Source organism: Staphylococcus devriesei, from assembly GCF_002902625.1.
In the GTDB taxonomy this organism is placed as follows: Bacteria; Bacillota; Bacilli; order Staphylococcales; family Staphylococcaceae; genus Staphylococcus; species Staphylococcus devriesei.
Genome location: NZ_PPRG01000014.1, coordinates 1 through 16653, shown reverse-complemented (window position 1 = coordinate 16653; position 16653 = coordinate 1). Strand labels below are relative to the sequence as shown.

The 16653-nt window shown below is 32.2% G+C and carries 16 protein-coding genes; all 16 read right to left on the bottom strand.

Annotated features, from left to right (window positions below):
* Positions 1–67 precede the first annotated feature (67 nt).
* The 16 genes from CD147_RS02320 to CD147_RS02245 all read right to left on the bottom strand — a co-directional run bounded on the left by CD147_RS02320 (position 68) and on the right by CD147_RS02245 (position 16439).
* On the bottom strand, positions 68–2770 hold the full coding sequence (locus CD147_RS02320) for a helicase C-terminal domain-containing protein (protein ID WP_103165838.1): 2703 nt from the start codon (positions 2768–2770) through the stop codon (positions 68–70).
* Positions 2771–2802: 32 nt separating this feature from the next.
* Positions 2803–3774, bottom strand: a complete 972-nt coding sequence (locus CD147_RS02315) for a biotin--[acetyl-CoA-carboxylase] ligase (RefSeq protein ID WP_103165837.1) — start codon at positions 3772–3774, stop codon at positions 2803–2805.
* Entirely contained in the window at positions 3761–4963 is a 1203-nt protein-coding gene (locus CD147_RS02310) for a CCA tRNA nucleotidyltransferase (RefSeq protein WP_103165836.1), read from the bottom strand. The genes CD147_RS02315 and CD147_RS02310 overlap by 14 nt, the downstream gene beginning before the upstream one ends.
* Position 4964: 1 nt before the next feature.
* Positions 4965–6095 (bottom strand): N-acetyl-alpha-D-glucosaminyl L-malate synthase BshA, encoded by a 1131-nt coding sequence (bshA, locus tag CD147_RS02305; protein WP_103165835.1) that lies wholly within the window; start codon positions 6093–6095, stop codon positions 4965–4967.
* 31 nt (positions 6096–6126) lie between these two features.
* Positions 6127–6444 carry a nucleotide pyrophosphohydrolase gene (locus CD147_RS02300; RefSeq protein ID WP_103165834.1) on the bottom strand — a complete coding sequence of 106 codons (318 nt, stop codon included), beginning with the start codon at positions 6442–6444 and terminating at the stop codon, positions 6127–6129.
* A 186-nt stretch (positions 6445–6630) separates the two neighbouring features.
* Positions 6631–7329, bottom strand: a complete 699-nt coding sequence (locus tag CD147_RS02295) for a zinc metallopeptidase (RefSeq protein ID WP_103165833.1) — start codon at positions 7327–7329, stop codon at positions 6631–6633.
* A 44-nt stretch (positions 7330–7373) separates the two neighbouring features.
* Positions 7374–7973 (bottom strand): DUF1405 domain-containing protein, encoded by a 600-nt coding sequence (locus CD147_RS02290; RefSeq protein ID WP_103165832.1) that lies wholly within the window; start codon positions 7971–7973, stop codon positions 7374–7376.
* A gap of 30 nt (positions 7974–8003) precedes the next feature.
* Positions 8004–8540, bottom strand: coding sequence for a YpiB family protein (locus CD147_RS02285; RefSeq protein WP_103165831.1), 537 nt, complete (start codon positions 8538–8540; stop codon positions 8004–8006).
* A 13-nt stretch (positions 8541–8553) separates the two neighbouring features.
* Entirely contained in the window at positions 8554–9798 is a 1245-nt protein-coding gene (locus CD147_RS02280; protein ID WP_103165830.1) for a tetratricopeptide repeat protein, read from the bottom strand.
* A 6-nt stretch (positions 9799–9804) separates the two neighbouring features.
* The gene (aroA, locus tag CD147_RS02275) at positions 9805–11103 is read right to left on the bottom strand and encodes a 3-phosphoshikimate 1-carboxyvinyltransferase (protein WP_103165829.1); all 1299 of its coding nucleotides are present in this window, start codon (positions 11101–11103) and stop codon (positions 9805–9807) included.
* Positions 11104–11115: 12 nt separating this feature from the next.
* On the bottom strand, positions 11116–12180 hold the full coding sequence (gene aroB / locus CD147_RS02270) for a 3-dehydroquinate synthase (RefSeq protein WP_103165828.1): 1065 nt from the start codon (positions 12178–12180) through the stop codon (positions 11116–11118).
* 33 nt (positions 12181–12213) lie between these two features.
* On the bottom strand, positions 12214–13380 hold the full coding sequence (aroC, locus tag CD147_RS02265) for a chorismate synthase (RefSeq protein WP_103165827.1): 1167 nt from the start codon (positions 13378–13380) through the stop codon (positions 12214–12216).
* 219 nt (positions 13381–13599) lie between these two features.
* Positions 13600–14049 (bottom strand): nucleoside-diphosphate kinase, encoded by a 450-nt coding sequence (ndk, locus tag CD147_RS02260; RefSeq protein ID WP_103165826.1) that lies wholly within the window; start codon positions 14047–14049, stop codon positions 13600–13602.
* A 121-nt stretch (positions 14050–14170) separates the two neighbouring features.
* Positions 14171–15127 carry a polyprenyl synthetase family protein gene (locus CD147_RS02255; RefSeq protein ID WP_103165825.1) on the bottom strand — a complete coding sequence of 319 codons (957 nt, stop codon included), beginning with the start codon at positions 15125–15127 and terminating at the stop codon, positions 14171–14173.
* Between the two features lie 12 nt (positions 15128–15139).
* Positions 15140–15859, bottom strand: a complete 720-nt coding sequence (locus CD147_RS02250) for a demethylmenaquinone methyltransferase (protein ID WP_103165824.1) — start codon at positions 15857–15859, stop codon at positions 15140–15142.
* Positions 15852–16439 carry a heptaprenyl pyrophosphate synthase subunit A gene (locus CD147_RS02245; protein WP_103165823.1) on the bottom strand — a complete coding sequence of 196 codons (588 nt, stop codon included), beginning with the start codon at positions 16437–16439 and terminating at the stop codon, positions 15852–15854. Before CD147_RS02245 ends, CD147_RS02250 begins: the two co-directional genes overlap by 8 nt.
* Positions 16440–16653 lie beyond the last annotated feature (214 nt).

Genomic DNA, 16653 nt, shown 5'->3' with positions numbered 1-16653 from the left:
ATTTTAACAAAATAGATAATGAAGTTCTAGCACATGAACGTATTGAATACGTATTATCACTTAAATGCTAGCTATTTTTATTAATGTCCTGTTGTATTTTTTGTAGTAACTTACTAAATTGTTTGATATCGCCCTTTTTCTGGCTATAATTTTCAAGAGTTTGAGCGAAAAAATTCTTGTAATTACTATTCACAAGTCGATCATCGAAAGAGACGATTAACCCCTTATCATTTTCATTGCGAATTAAACGACCTAAACCTTGTCTAAATCGTGTCACAGCATCAGGTAATACATAATCTTTAAATGTAGATTCAAATTCAGAATTCATTAACCAGTGTTTTGTATTATATTTATTCATAAATGGCAATTTCGCGATCATGACACACTTTACGCCTTTAGCTTGATAATCAAAACCTTCAAAGAAAGTAGAAGTACCAAGTAATATTGATTTTTCAAAGTTATTAAATTGCTGAACAATCTTATAGTTTTGATTTTGTTGTTGTGTAAGGACAACGTAATCCTCAAATGCAGGTAACTCATTTAACAATTCCTGAACCATAAGCATCATGCGATAGCTTGTGAAAAGCACTAAGCACTTAGATTCAGTTATAGTGATATATTCTTGAAGATAGTCTACTATAGACGCAACGTAATCATCGATATTCTTAAAGTTATATGAAGCCACATCACTTGGTATATAAACATTCGTGTTGTTGTGTTTGGAAAGTGGTGATTGAACTTGATACGTGTTAAAGTGAATATCCTCGTTAAACCAATTTTTAAACGCATCGAAAGAACGATTGAAAGTTAAAGTACCAGAAATAAAAGTTAAAGAATTGAACTTATCTAAGACTCTAGTAGTTAAAACATCTTTCACGTCATAATCTTTGACGATTAATCGTATGGTAGATTTCTGAGCTAAATTTTTAATAGATAGATAAGCAGTATGTTGGGCTTTTAAGCTTTGTTCAATATTTCTGTAGTTATTGTTGATATACAATAATTGCTTACGCATTGTTTTTATTGTTTTATGATTCATGCCATTGAAAATCTCTAATGTCTTATTGATTTTATCAACGATCGCATGTAAATCATGAAGTATTTGAGTTGTGTCAAATTCGAACACATAATGATAGCGATGGCTATCATCATCGTGAACATCAGAATTTTTAATAATAGTATATAGATTATTGAATAGTCGTTCATTTAATTCATGTATTTCATTGATATTTGCTTTCAAAGCAAATACATCAATTGGAGCTATATCTAAGCGTTCTAATATACGACGTTGTTCTAATGTATCAATGGCATGTAGAAGTCGTTCATTTTCATTTTTACCAATTAGACCTAATTGATATTTTAAATCTGAATAACTGAGTTCATTGGTCACTTGGTTTAATGCATAGTCAGGTAGACGATGCGCCTCGTCAATAATACAATCATCAAATAGTTGGTAAATTGAATTTTCATAATCTGAATGTATTAAATGAGCATGATTCGTAATTCCAATTTGAATATTATGAGCGTTACGTTTTATATAATTATAGTAATGTATATCATGTCTAACAGGGACATACGTTTCAACTTTTTGGTCAAAATACATTTTTTGACCACCTTTTAGATTTAAATCTTGGACGTCGCCAGTAGTGGTTTCAGTAATCCAAATAAGTAACTGCATTTTTAAAATGTTAACTTCATAATTTAAGGTCTCATCTTTTAGTATTTGGCTAATTAAACCAAGTGATATATATTCATTTTTACTTTTAATTAAAGCAGCATTAATTTTAAAATTTAACGCTTTGTTCAAGCTAGGTATATCTTTTTGTAATAATTGATTTTGCAACAATTTAGTATTCGTGGAAATCATTACATGGCGTCCTGTTTCAATGTTATACATCAAAGCGGCAATTAAATAAGCGAGAGATTTTCCACTTCCTAGTGGTGCTTCAATCATAGCTTTATCATTATGCATTAGTTGCTCTAAAATAATTTCAGCTAAATAGAGTTGTTGAGGTCGGTACGTAAGGTTCAACGCATCTGTAACTCTTGAATATAGTTGTTTTAATGAACCGTTAAATTTAGTTTGAGGAGCTTTTAAATCAACTTGTTTTTTATAAATAATTTGTTCGAATTGTCCATATTTGTCATCTAAACTAGATTGATTATGGTGTCTTACCATTTCAAATAAAATATTAAACAAATCATACTTGAGATTCTTACTCAAATAATATAGTTGCTTTAAGGTATCCAATGGCAGTGTTTCAAACTTTTTAAAAGCTTTAATCATTAAATAAGCAGTTGTGGTAGCATCTTCATCAGCTCTATGTGCATTTACTAATGGGATATTATGTGCTTCTGCTAATTCGCTAAGTTGGTAACTTTTATCAGTAGGAAATGCGATTTTAAAAAGTTCTAATGTATCAAGAACCTTTTTAGGCTGGAAAGTAATATTATTTTTTTTAAAAGCTTTTTTCAAAAAATTTAAATCAAAATCTACATTATGTGCAACGAATATACAATCTTTAAGTTGATTATAAATTTCGTTCGCTACTTCGTGAAAATAAGGGGCTTGTTCTAACATTGTTTCTTCAATTGATGTTAGAGCTTGTATAAATGGCGGGATTTCTAAATCGGTACGAATCATTGAGTGATATGTGCCAGATATTTTATTATCACGTACAAACGTAATACCAATTTGTATAATTTCATCGTAATCGAGTTGGTTTCCGGTCGTTTCTAAATCTACTACCGCAAAACTAGTATTTGCCATAATAAACTCTCCTTATCTTCATGTGTTTCTTTTTATATTTCGATATCGGCACTAATAAGACGTCTTATCTGATTATTTTCATCTTTAACCATTAAGAAGCCATCGTTATCAATATCAATCGCCTCGCCGATAAATTGTTTTTTATTCTCAGTGAATTTCAATTTTCGTTGCCAAATATTTGAAGCTTCAATATACTCGTCTCTAATTGATTCAAATGGCTGGTTTAAAAATTGGTTGTAACGCTTTTCGATAGCTGAAATAAGCACTTTTAAAAAATCATAGCGGTTTATTTTTTCATCACTATGCATTCGGATACTTGTTGCTCTATGTTGTATATCTTCTGAAAAGTCTTCCGCTAAGTGATTTAAGTTGATTCCAGTTCCACATATAATGGCTTCTATTGAATCATAATTCGCCACCATTTCTGTTAAAAATCCACACACTTTTTTATCATTAATATAAATATCATTAGGCCATTTAATTGCTACTTTATCTTTAGAAAATTGTTGAATCACTTCTTTAATACCTAATGCAATGAATAGGTTAAATTTTGGAATCATAGAGAACGGTATATGAGGTCTTAGCACTAATGACATCCATAGCCCTTTTCCTTTCGACGATGCCCAATTACGATTGAAGCGGCCACGTCCTTTAGTTTGTTCATCACTTAAGATAATCATAGTATCATTATTTCCAACTAACGCTTGCTTAGCAATTGTTTGAGTAGACTCTACAGTATCATACACATTGATAGATGTAACAAGCTGATTATCGCTTAAAATATGCGACACAATCCCACTATACCATTGGTCAGCCAATTGGTTTAATTGATGTCCCTTATGATTAATAGAGTCTATTTGGCAACCGTCTGCCTTTAATTGGTCTATCACCTTTTTAACAGCAGCTCTTGAGATATGTAATTCATCCGCAATATCTTGTCCTGAAATATATTCTGATTGATGCGTATAAAGTATTTTAATAACATCTTGGCTATATTTTGACATTATCCTTCACCCATTCCAAAATTTCTTTTTTCACATTTTGAACTTTGTTAGTTATAATAGCACACTCAATTTCACGAAGTACTTCTTTTAACCAAGGTCCACTTTTCTTATGAAAATAATTTAATAAATCTCCACCATTTATATTCATTTCTTTACGTTCATGTATAGGAAGTTGCTGTGCTACTTCATTAATTGATTTCGCATTAACGATAAGTGGTGAGGATATGGCTAAATTATTCAGTGTTAATAATGATTGAATTGAAAATATCTCTAAAATGTTTTGCTCGCCGTAATCATACACAAAAATTCTAAAAGCGTCCTTACTATTAACGTTCGGTAGTTCTAAGATAATCTTTTTATATAACTGAATCATACTTTTTTCTTTGTTACTAAGTTTGAGTATTGCTAAAGAAAGTTCAGATTGACTTTTTGCCATAAGAATTGCTAGCCATATTTCAAAGGATATAGGCATTGTGATGGTAGTTTCTGACATATCTATTTCTTTGAAAAATGGAACGTAGTCAAATAAACTTAAGTTTAGAGAATTACGATAACTTTGACTCACATTTTTACCTTTGATTAGCTTTTTAAATTCTACTATAATCCGTTCAATTGAAAGATGTTCAATATCTGCAATTTGATCTTGCATTGCAGAATAAGTAGCCTCATCTAATGAAAATCCAAGTTGAGCTTGAAAACGTAATCCTCTAATAATACGCAAAGCATCTTCACTGAAACGTTCTTGAGCATTACCAACAGTACGAATTCTTTGTTGATTAATATCTCTTTGACCATCAAAATAATCGTAAACTTTATAGTATCTATCCATGGCTATCGCATTAATCGTAAAGTCTCGTCGTTGTAAATCTTCTTTTAAGTCTCGAACAAAATAAACCTCGCTTGGTCTACGGTGGTCTAAATATTCAGCTTCTGCTCTAAAAGTTGTTACTTCATAATTTTCATTGTTATAGACTACATTAATCGTGCCATGTTCTTTGCCAATCGGTATTGTCTTATCAAACATCTCTTCTACTTCATCAGGTGTTGCACTAGTAGTAATATCGATATCATGAATTGCTCTATCCATTAAATAATCCCTAACAGAACCGCCTACAAAATAAGCCTTAAACTCATTATCTTCTATTGTTTCTAAAATGGGCTGCGCTTTCTCAAATAGTTCTATTCCCATATTATTCCTCATCTTGATTTAACATTTTTCTATAATAATTTTCATATTGATCAGTGATTAATTCTGAACCAAAGCGTTCTTTTACATCTTGTAACATATTTTGTTGCAGTTGTTTATATAATGAGTCATCAGTAAGCAATTGTATTGCGTATTTACTAGCATTTTCACTATCACCTATATCAACGATAAAGCCCGTTTCTTCATGTTTAATAACTTCTTTAATACCACCAGCATTAGAACCTATTGGTACGACACCAGTCTTCATTGCCTCAAGCAAAGTAAGGCCAAAACTTTCTTTTTCACTTAAAAGTAAAACTAAATCTGATAATTGATAAAATTTACTCACTTGGTCTTGTTTACCTAAAAATAGCACGCTATCTTCAATATTTAAATCTCTAGCCATTTTACGCATATCAAGTAATTCTGGTCCTTCACCTAATAGCAAGAGTTTACTTGGTATGTGTTTATGTACTTTTGCGAAAGTTTCCAAAATTGTATCTATACGTTTTACTCTTCTAAAATTAGATACATGGATAAGTACTTTCTCATCTGGTTGAATTCCATATACTTCTTTAAGTTTTGTTTCACGACGTGTAGGAAATTCATTTTCACGTACAAAATTATAAATAGGAACAATCTCTTTATCAGTTTCAATAATTGATTTTGTTTGTTCAGCGAGTGAACGACTCACGCTTGTGACTATATCGCTTTTTTCAATACCAAACTTAATTGCTCCTTTTAGAGAATGATCATATCCAAGCACTGTAATGTCAGTTCCATGTAAAGTCGTCATTATTTTAATGTCTTTACCGGACATTTGACGCGCTAAAATACCGCATATCGCATGTGGAACAGCATAGTGCATATGCAATATATCTAAATCATATTCTTTAATAACTTCTGATATTTTCGTACTTAACGTTATATCATACGGAGGGTATTGAAACACTGCGTATTGATTCACTTCTACTTGATGAAATGTAATATTCGGCAGTGGTTTCCGAATTCTAAATGGGATATTTGAAGTGATGAAATGGACGTCATGACCTCTTTCTGCCATTTTAATACCTAACTCTGTGGCAATAATACCTGAGCCGCCCATTGAGGGATAGCACGTTATACCAATTTTCATGATAGCGCCCTCCTTCTCTTTCTTTATTATTTTATTTACGCTCGAAGCGATATTTATCACGAGTATTGAATTTATGCATGGTATCATTGAAACTTTCGGTCATATCTATTCCTAATGAGTTAGCTATGCAAAGTAAAACGAATAGATTATCACCTAGTTCAGCCTTAATCGTATTATCAGCTTCAGAATCTTTCTTTTTCTTCTCACCATGATAATGATTAATTTCTCTTGCTAATTCGCCGATCTCTTCTGTTAAACGTGCGAGATTGGCTAATGGAGAGAAATAACCTGCTTTAAATTGGCCTATATATTCGTCAACTTCATTTTGCATATCTTGCATTGATTTCATATCTATACTCCTTTATAAACATTTCTTAATTAGTATATATCATATTAATCAATCATGCATTTCATGAATTCGTAAAGAACAGATAAATTCCCCTTTTACTAGTGATTGATTAAATTAAGTGTAACTATACAAAAACTGGTAACCATATCAAAATGGTTACCAGCATAATATAAATTCAATAGCTTATTAATTATCGCTCGCTCTAGCCATTAGAATAATTCTAACTAGCTCAGCAACAGCTGTTGCAGTTGCAGCAACATAAGTCATTGCAGCGGCAGATAATACTTTTTTCGCATGTTTATATTCTTTTTCATTCACTATATCTAGTGCGGTAATTTGTTTCATTGCTCTTGAACTTGCGTCAAATTCAACAGGTAATGTCACGATAGAGAATAAAACCGCTAGTGACATTAAACCAGCACCAATCCATAGAGCTGTAGAGCCGAATACGCTACCCATTGCAGTAAGGATAATTCCTAACATAACAATCATGTAACTTAATGAGCTCCCTACATTAGCTAATGGTACTAATGCTGTTCTAAAACGTAAGAAAGCATAACCTTGTTGGTGTTGAATAGCATGTCCAACTTCGTGTGCTGCAATAGCTGTACCAGCTACTGAAGGTCTATCGAAGTTTGCAGGAGATAAACAAACAACTTTTTTATTAGGATCGTAGTGGTCAGTTAAGAAACCTTGACCTTTAACTACATCTACGTCGTAAATACCGTTAGCATGTAAAATTTCTTCCGCTACTTCACGACCGGTTTTACCACTTGTAGATCTAACTTGAGAATATTTTTCATAATTTGATTTAACTTTATGTTGCGCCCACATTGGAATGAGCATAATAATGACAATATATATGATATAAGACACTATAGACAATAATTCCACTCTCCTTTAATAATATTTTACTGACTATCATCTTTTTAATCAAATAATTTAACCGTTAAGAGACGGTTAAGATAATAATACATAATTAAAGCAAACACACTTAACCAAAATGCAATATAACCGATTATAGCGCTATGTTCAGCGATAAAGCTGTAGTATGGAAATTTTCCTAGAACATAATCAATAAAATCATTATGAAAGAGCCAAATCATTGCAACTATAAATCCGCTACATGTCACTTTAAAACATGGATAAAAATAAATAGCTTCTAACGCCATTATGCCATGACTCATAATTAAAAAGACATTCATTATCGTAATATCGTGATACATATTAATCATGATGATATTCATAATAACGGCCCATAGACCATATTTTAATAATGAAACAAATGCTAAGGCACCTATTATAGAATTACTTCTGCTAAAAAGTATAGTTATTATCGCTATACATAAAAATAGTGAAGCAATGGGACTATCGGGAATGAAGGGTATAAAATACCATTTCGTTTGTAACAGCTGACCACCGTACCATATAAATCCATATATTGTTCCTAAAATATTACATATAAGTAGGATAATCAAATTTAACCTATGATACAAAGTTAGTTCCCACATTTGTTTGAGAGTTAGCATAAACGTTAATTCCTTCGTTGTTAAATAGTTTTAGTGTGTGTTAAGCAAATTTAGAATTTGAGATAATTGATAAAAATGATGACGATCATTCATCTGTAAACTTAAATCTATACTGTGCTGTATTTGCTCTATAAGTAAGTGCTTTTTATTAGGTTCTAATGATAGATGATGAATATTATCAAGATATGCATCAAACTGAGAAGAATACATAAGTTGATTAATAATAACTTCGTTAAGTCGTCTATCAGTCGAGTGACATTTATCAAAATGAAATAATATATCAAATGGTCCATGTTGCGAAATAATGTAATTGAAAATTTCATTCGTGTTGATAAGCGCTTCATCATTACTTGAAAGTTTAATAGCAGACATTTCGGAGTCTTTTAAACTTATTTCAAGTGTTTCATGATTAGGTACTTTATGGTTTACGAAATGAACATTATTTAACAAGGTGGGAGAAGCTTTTAAGTAATTTAATATCCATACACTTATACGCGATTTAAAATGATAATGAAACAAAGCATATTCTATATAGCTTTGTTTCATTTTGAAAAGTGTTTGATTCAAGACATTCACCTACTTAGTAATCCAAACGACTTGCTTCTTCATGCCATGTTTCATTACTTGGATCAAGCTCTAGCAATTCATTAAGAATTAATTTAGCTTGGTCTTTATGACCTATTTCAGTTAAATAGAAATAATAGTCACTTAAGAATGCACTTTGAGATTTCATTGTAGGATAAGCGAGTGTGAAGAAATGTTGTGCTTCAGTATCTCGCTCTTCTTGACCATAGGCATGTGCTAGATGCCACATAAATACTGGGTCTAAATCTTCTTCGTCAACGTAAGAAAGTAATCCAATAATAGCCTCGTAATCTTCTTCGTTACGGAATAAATCACTTAAGATTAATAACGGTTCATGATAACCATTATCTACCTCTAGTGCTTGTTTCAATAATTCGACACCTTCATTAGCATCGCCATGTTCAATTTCAAGACTACCAGTTGAAACCATTAATTCTTTGTAGAATTGGTTTAAACGTAATCCCTCTTTACCAGTTTCAATAGCATCAGGATAATTCTTTTCATTTCCATATAGTGATTGTAAGTAAAAATAACCTTGAATAAAATCAGGGTCTTTAGACAATAGATTAGTCATAATCTTAATTGCTTCTTGTGTAATTTCGTTCTTTTCATAAGCAATTGCTTTTTTGAAGAAATCCTCAGAGGTCATTTCGTCTTCACTAATTTCATGATACAAACGAATAGCATCACTATAATTTCCGCTTTGTAATGCACAATCGGCCATACGTGCAAATAAGTTTACACCATTTACTTCATATTCACCTGTATCTAAGACAACTTCATATTCGTGAGTAGCACGTAAATATTGACCATCGAAATATAATAACTCAGCTAATGCAAAATGAATGATTGGATCATTAGGTTCTAATTCACGTGCTTCAGTGAGTTTATCTATAGCAACTTCAGTCATATTAATTTGCTGATATAAGTCAGCTTCTAGCATTAGCTTTTCAGTTGAAAGTGCAACTTGACTTAGGTATTCTAACGCCTCATCAGTTTGATTTTCAGACATTAATCCCTCAATAAAGTAAATTAATAATTCGCTCTCGTCAGGATACTTGTGATAAAGCGTTCTAAATACTTCTAGCCCTTGAGGTGTCAAACCAAAGTTATATAAGGTTTCCCCTAGAATAAATAAAGCATCGTCATTGTTAGAACTTAGTGCTTCATTTACGCGTGAGTCTAGATTGTCTATTTTTTGAAGATTGATATCATCTATTAATTTATAGATATCTTCCATAATGTATTATCCCTCATTTTCTAAAAGCTTTAATTTGGGCAAGAAACCTGGAAACGATACATTGACTGCATCAAATTGACGTATAGTTAGAGGCTCATTGCTTAAAAGTGATGCGATAGCTAACATCATGCCAATACGATGATCCGTCATGCTACTCACCATAGCCGAACGTGTGAATGTAGAAGGATGGATAATTAGTCCATCGGCAGTAGGTTGTAATTCAAAGCCTAATAAGCCAAGCATATCCGCAGTTGTATCGATACGATTTGTTTCTTTAACCTTCAATTCTTCTGCATCTTTAATGATACTAGTACCTGACGCTTGAGTACATAATAATGCAACAATTGGCAATTCATCAATTGCTTTAGGCACTAATTCACCTTCGATATGAATAGGCTTTAAATTCGACGTGTAACGTATGCGAATAGATGCAGTAGGTTCCGATGCGCTAGTAATATTAAACAGGTCAATATTACCACCCATTTGTTGGACGATTTCTATAATACCTGAACGTGTCGGGTTGATGCCAACATTATGAATTGTAATATCACTTCCAGGTGTAATAAGCGCTGCAACAATGAAGAATGCTGCAGAAGAAATATCACCGGGTACATGAAAATCTTTGGCTTGAATATTCTTAATTGCATTTGCAGATGTAGTAATAATATTCTCTTTAACCTGTAGAGGAATATTATAATGTTCAAACATCGTCTCAGTGTGATTACGAGTAATGTCAATTTCAGTTATTTTAGATGAGGCTTTTGAAAATAAACTAGAAAATAAAATCGCACTTTTTACTTGTGCACTTGCTACTTCCATTTGGTAGTTAATCCCTTTAATAGAAGCGGGTTTAATGATTAAAGGTGTATAATTATTGTCGATACCGTTAATATGCGCTCCCATTAAGGTTAAAGGCTTAATAATCCGATCCATTGGTCGTTTACCTATAGATGCATCTCCTGATAGCACACACTCAATACCTAAACCACTCAATAAACCAGCTAATAAGCGAGTTGTGGTACCTGAATTCCCTGTGTAAAGCGTTTGATGAGGCGTTTTAAAATTTTGATATCCTGGAGAATGAATAATAATTTTCTCATCTTCAATGTGAATATCCACGCCTAGTAATTTAAAGATATCGATTGTGCGTTGACAATCTTCCCCTAGTAAAGGCTTATAGATAGTAGATGTACCTGTAGCTAAGGAGGATAACATAATTGCTCTGTGCGTCATTGATTTATCGCCAGGTACTTCTATTTCGCTTAATAAAGGGCCATGTATATCAATTATTTGTTTGTTTGTCATTATCCTCTTCACCTACTTTAATAATGATTGCAATTCGTTAAACGCTGTAATTAAAACATTTTTCTCCACGTGACGAACATGGGGCTTACCTAATGCTTCAAGTAATACCATCTGGATACCTTGTTCATCATTCTTTTTATCTAATAACATATAGTGATACATTTCCTCAAAGTCTAATGTTCCCACTATTGAAGTTGGATAATGCAGTTCTTTAATATAATTTGCAAAATGATGCGTATCGAATTGAGCGCCTAGTACTTCATTAGAAATAATAAATTGATAAATTATACCAATCATGATGGCGTGGCCATGAGGAATTTTATATTTATATTCTATCGCATGACCCAATGTATGCCCTAAATTTAAGTATTTCCGCATATTCTGTTCTTTCTCATCTTTAACAATAATATTTAGTTTAGTTTTAATGCCTTTAAAGATAAATTGGTCCATCTCTTCTAATGATTGTAATTTTTCTTTTGTTGAAAAGTGCTTTTCAATATCATCTACTGCAACTTGTCCGGTTAAAAGTGCATGTTTATATATTTCAGCATAGCCACTTAATACTTCTTCATACGGCAGAGTTTGTAAAAAATCTAAATCGTAAATGACTGCTTTAGGTCTATAAAATGCACCAATAAGATTTTTACCGTGAGATGAGTTAATACCAACCTTACCTCCGACACTAGAATCGTGAGCTAATATTGTGGTTGGAACCTGTATAAAATCTACACCCCTTAATAGCGTTGCCGCTAAAAAGCCTGTTAAGTCGCCTGTGGCTCCACCGCCTATTGCTAATAAGCAAGTGTTACGCGTAAGGTTATAACTTAATAATTGTTCAAGCATTTGTTGATAATGTTCGAAAGTTTTCATTTTCTCGCCAGCTGGCACAACTAATTTAAAAACATTTGGACTTTTAAGTAAAGGTTCAAATTGTTGTTTGAAGTTAAAATCAACATATTCATCTATGATTAAAAATACTTTATCATATTCCTGAATGTAATCAGATAAATAAGAAATCGCATGATGCTCTACTATGATCGGATAATTATTACTATGATACGTTGTTTGTAATTGCATGTAAAAAACCTCGTTTCTTACTATTCTTATTAATTAAAATTCAATATTTAACTTTCTACGTTCTTTAATTTGTTCTTTTAATTGATCGATATGATTTGATTGAAACTCTTCTAATAATGCTTTTGCGACTTCAAAAGCGACCACGTGTTCACATACTACACTTGCCGCAGGTACTGCACAACTGTCTGAACGTTCAATCGTAGCTTTAAAGTCTTCTTTCGTATTAATATCTACGGAATTTAATGGTTTATATAAGGTTGGTATAGGTTTCATCACACCGTTTACGATAATTGGCATACCATTAGTCATGCCACCTTCAAATCCACCTAAGTGATTAGAACCTCTGTAGAATCCTCTCTCTGAATTATATAAAATTTCGTCTTGGATTTGGCTGCCAGGCTTTTCAGCTGCTTTAAAACCTTCTCCAAAACTTACGCCTTTAAATGCATTAATACTTACTACGCCTTGTGCAATTCGGCCGTCTAACTTACGATCATATTGAACATAGCTACCGATTCCAATAGGCATGTTTTCTACCATAACTTGAACGACACCACCAATTGAGTCACCTTCTTTTTTGGCTTCATCGATTTTATCTCTCATTTGTTGTGCAATAGTATCATCAATCACACGTACATCATTTTTATCAATATTTTGTTTGAATGTCTCAGTGTCATATAAGCCTTCATCTTTAACGCCACCAATCTCTACTACACGACTATACATTTGAATGTCTAGTTGCTGTAATAAAATCTTTGAAACAGCTCCTACTGCTACACGGGCTGCTGTTTCTCGAGCAGAAGAACGTTCTAATACATTTCTTAAATCGCGATGATTATATTTCATACCACCGATTAAATCGGCATGTCCAGGGCGAGGTTTTGTAATTGTGCGTTTCATATTTTCACGTTCTTCATCAGTGATAGGTTCAACACCCATGATTTTTCTCCAATGGGTAAAATCATCATTCGTAACAACGATTGTAATCGGACTTCCTAACGTGTAACCATTTCTAACACCAGAAACAATTTCTACCGCATCTTTCTCGATTTGCATTCTACGCCCTCTACCGTAACCGCCTTGACGCTTAAACATTTCTTTATTAATATCTTCAGCTTTAATTTTCAAATTGGCAGGTACACCTTCAATAATGACTGTTAATTGAGGACCATGTGATTCTCCTGATGTTAAGTATCTCATGAGCATAAGCTCCTTTCTCTTTACTACGTTAAATTATGATATGTGTTATCATATCATATTCAGTGTATTTACATAACGGTTAGTAAACGCTTAAATTAAAATTATTAGAAAATTCGAACAATTATTCCGCTCTGTTTTTCTGAAATACAAAAGTAAAAAGCAGGAGCTTATTCTAATGAATAAATCATCCTGCTTTACTATAAGTCGATTGCTAATTAATTATTCGTATAACCATGTGTCTCTTGGTGATTCATAATTGCTTAATTCTTCTTCTTTAAACCATAAATTAATTTCACGTTTAGCAGATTCAACCGAATCAGAACCGTGAATAACATTTCTACCCACTGTTAATCCTAAATCCCCTCTTATTGAACCAGGCGTCGCATCAGACGGGTTTGTCTTGCCTATGATATGTCTTGAAACATCTACTGCATCTTCGCCTTCAACGACCATCGCAAATACTGGTGCAGAGGTAATAAACGAAATAAGTTTACCATAGAAAGGTCTTTCAACATGTTCCGCGTAGTGCTCCTCCGCTAAAGATTGTGGAACTGTCATTAATTTAGCGCCTACAAGTTTTAACCCTTTACGTTCAATTCTAGAAATAATTTCCCCAACTAAATTACGTTGTACAGCATCTGGTTTAATCATTAAAAATGTTCTTTCCATCATAATTCATCCCCTTGTTTGTTTAGCTTTAATTATAGTTGAATATGTATTTAACTATCTAAAAAACCTGCTACTAGTTTATAGTAACAGGTTGATAAAGCGCTTTCAATATAGTTTTATTCTAAACGTTTCGGGAACCCATTTTCTTTATCAATTTGACAAAAAGATTTTGAGCATTTGGTTCTTCTAGTTGATCGATTAATTTTAAAGCTTTAGCAAGATACCGATCACTGATTCTTTTAGATGTCTTTATACTATCTGAATTTTTTATTCTTTCAATAATAGGATCAAATACTTCAGTACTCGTACTATGATTAAGTGATGCAATCTGTTGCTTAAATGAGTTATCACTTCTCATTTCGAGTAGTACTGGTAAAGTAATATGCCCATTCATTAAATCACTACCCACAGGTTTTCCTAGTTTCTTTTCAGAACTAGTGAAATCTAAAATATCATCAACAATTTGGAAACTCATACCTATATAATGACCAATCATTTTTAATTTTCTTACTGTCTCATCGTCAGCTTCAGAAGTAATTGCGCCGACTTCAGTTGCCAATTGGATAAGTAATGCAGTTTTACGATTAATACGACGTAGATAGTTAGTTATAGTTTGTTCACTATTAAATTGATCTTGAAATTGGAATAGCTCGCCTCTACAAACATCTACGATTGAATTAGATATAATATGGTGTACGCGATTATCCTGTATTTCAGATAAATGGTGTAGGCCTAAAGCAAGTAAAAAATTCCCAGTTAAAATAGCCGTAGTAACATCCCACTTTTTTACTATGGTTAATCGGCCTCTTCGTTTATCGCTTTTATCAATGACATCATCATGAACAAGTGTAGCCATATGAATTAATTCTAATGCTACAGCTACACGATAAGTATCCTCAGTATTCTTTTTTGGACCAAATTGACTACTTAATATAACAAACGCTGGTCTAACACGTTTCCCTCCTGATGATAGTAAATGAAATGTAGCTTCTTGTAACACCGGATCATTACTTCTAATAGCTTCTTGGAGGCGTTTTTCTACATTTTTAATTTCACTATTCATGTTTAACTTTGCCACATTAATCACCTTTTATTTAGTAGAACTTTTTTGTTTATAGCCTAGGTGCATTGCAGCAACGCCACCTGTGAAGCTACGGATTTTAATATTATTAAATCCAGCTTGTTCAAACATACGTTTTAGCTTTTCCTTATTAGGAAAATTAAACGTCGATTGTTGCAACCATTCATATTCTTCTTTAGATTTAGCAAATAATTTACCGAATACAGGCATAACAAACTTAAAGTATAGTTTATAGACTTGTTTAAAGACAGGCATAGTAGGTTGACTTGTTTCTAAACATACTACCATACCTCCAGGTTTTAGCACACGGTTCATTTCTTTTAGGGCAGCTAAATAATCAGGAACGTTACGGAGCCCAAAGCCAATCGTGACGTAATCAAAAGAATTATCTTCGAAAGGTAAACTCATTGCATCACCATGGACTAAATGAATATTATCCATAGTTTTAGTTTTTTCTTTACCAACTTCAAGCATATTTTCACTAAAATCTAATCCTGTAACTTCACCACGTGGCCCTACTGCTTTACTAAGAGCAATTGTCCAATCAGCAGTACCGCAACATACATCTAAAGCTTTGCTCCCTGGTTTAACGTTCATTGTTTTCATTACATGTTTACGCCAAACCTTATGTTGTTCGAAACTAATAATATTGTTTAAACGATCGTATTTTTTTGAAATATTTTGAAAGACTGTATGAACTTGTTCTTTTTTTGCATTATTTTCAGCCATTTTTATTACCTCTACTTTTTTCTATATAGCTTTGATTAATATCTTTAATAAATTGATGAACTTCATTTTCATTATACATTTTCAAGTAAGATGGATAATACGTATCGACATCTTTGAAAAGATATTTATATATCTCAACTTCCGATAAATTTTTATCGCTAAAATGAGACAGAGTTATATAAGGGAAAATTGTTTCTATTTCAATAATGGTTTCATAAATATCATTTAATGCTAGAGATTGGTAATGTAAAGATGATTTTAACTCATTAGACTTAACGATGGCCTTACTCATAGCCAATTGAAATCTAGGTTCATTAATTTCAGCTAATAAAGTATAAAAATGGGCACTTAATAAATCTCCAATCAATATTGATTTCTTTGATAATTTATTATATGAAATCTTATCAAGATGTTTCATTGAAGTATCGATAGTGAGGCAAGCAAGTTTAGCATTTTCAGGGATATCAAATCTATCCAGTAAATCGCTTAAATTACTATTGATATCAATTGATTCATAATTATTGATACCCTTAAGCCTTTGATCAATTTGTCTCTTTAATATGCTTAATGTTCTTTCCATGTTCACACCTCACGTTATTATCACTATACATCTTAACATTATATACATAAAAATAAAATATAGTGATTTAGTGTGAATCAAACTTTATTTTATAATTAAGAGAAATTAAGTTTATTTAAAGAAAATAATTAAACTAACACATATATAATAACCTAATCGATTTAGATTTTATGTATAAAATAAAAAAGCCCTTATATAGGGCTTTTAAGTAAAT

Excerpts from the sequence above, each read along its gene's own strand:
- CD147_RS02320 (WP_103165838.1), bottom strand. The coding sequence starts at position 2,770 with ATGGCAAATACTAGTTTTGCGGTAGTAGATTTAGAAACGACCGGAAAC.
- CD147_RS02315 (WP_103165837.1), bottom strand. The coding sequence starts at position 3,774 with ATGTCAAAATATAGCCAAGATGTTATTAAAATACTTTATACGCATCAA.
- CD147_RS02310 (WP_103165836.1), bottom strand. The coding sequence starts at position 4,963 with ATGGGAATAGAACTATTTGAGAAAGCGCAGCCCATTTTAGAAACAATA.
- bshA (WP_103165835.1), bottom strand. The coding sequence starts at position 6,095 with ATGAAAATTGGTATAACGTGCTATCCCTCAATGGGCGGCTCAGGTATT.
- CD147_RS02300 (WP_103165834.1), bottom strand. The coding sequence starts at position 6,444 with ATGAAATCAATGCAAGATATGCAAAATGAAGTTGACGAATATATAGGC.
- CD147_RS02290 (WP_103165832.1), bottom strand. The coding sequence starts at position 7,973 with ATGCTAACTCTCAAACAAATGTGGGAACTAACTTTGTATCATAGGTTA.
- CD147_RS02280 (WP_103165830.1), bottom strand. The coding sequence starts at position 9,798 with ATGGAAGATATCTATAAATTAATAGATGATATCAATCTTCAAAAAATA.
- aroA (WP_103165829.1), bottom strand. The coding sequence starts at position 11,103 with ATGACAAACAAACAAATAATTGATATACATGGCCCTTTATTAAGCGAA.
- aroB (WP_103165828.1), bottom strand. The coding sequence starts at position 12,180 with ATGCAATTACAAACAACGTATCATAGTAATAATTATCCGATCATAGTA.
- aroC (WP_103165827.1), bottom strand. The coding sequence starts at position 13,380 with ATGAGATACTTAACATCAGGAGAATCACATGGTCCTCAATTAACAGTC.
- ndk (WP_103165826.1), bottom strand. The coding sequence starts at position 14,049 with ATGGAAAGAACATTTTTAATGATTAAACCAGATGCTGTACAACGTAAT.
- CD147_RS02250 (WP_103165824.1), bottom strand. The coding sequence starts at position 15,859 with ATGGCTGAAAATAATGCAAAAAAAGAACAAGTTCATACAGTCTTTCAA.
- CD147_RS02245 (WP_103165823.1), bottom strand. The coding sequence starts at position 16,439 with ATGGAAAGAACATTAAGCATATTAAAGAGACAAATTGATCAAAGGCTT.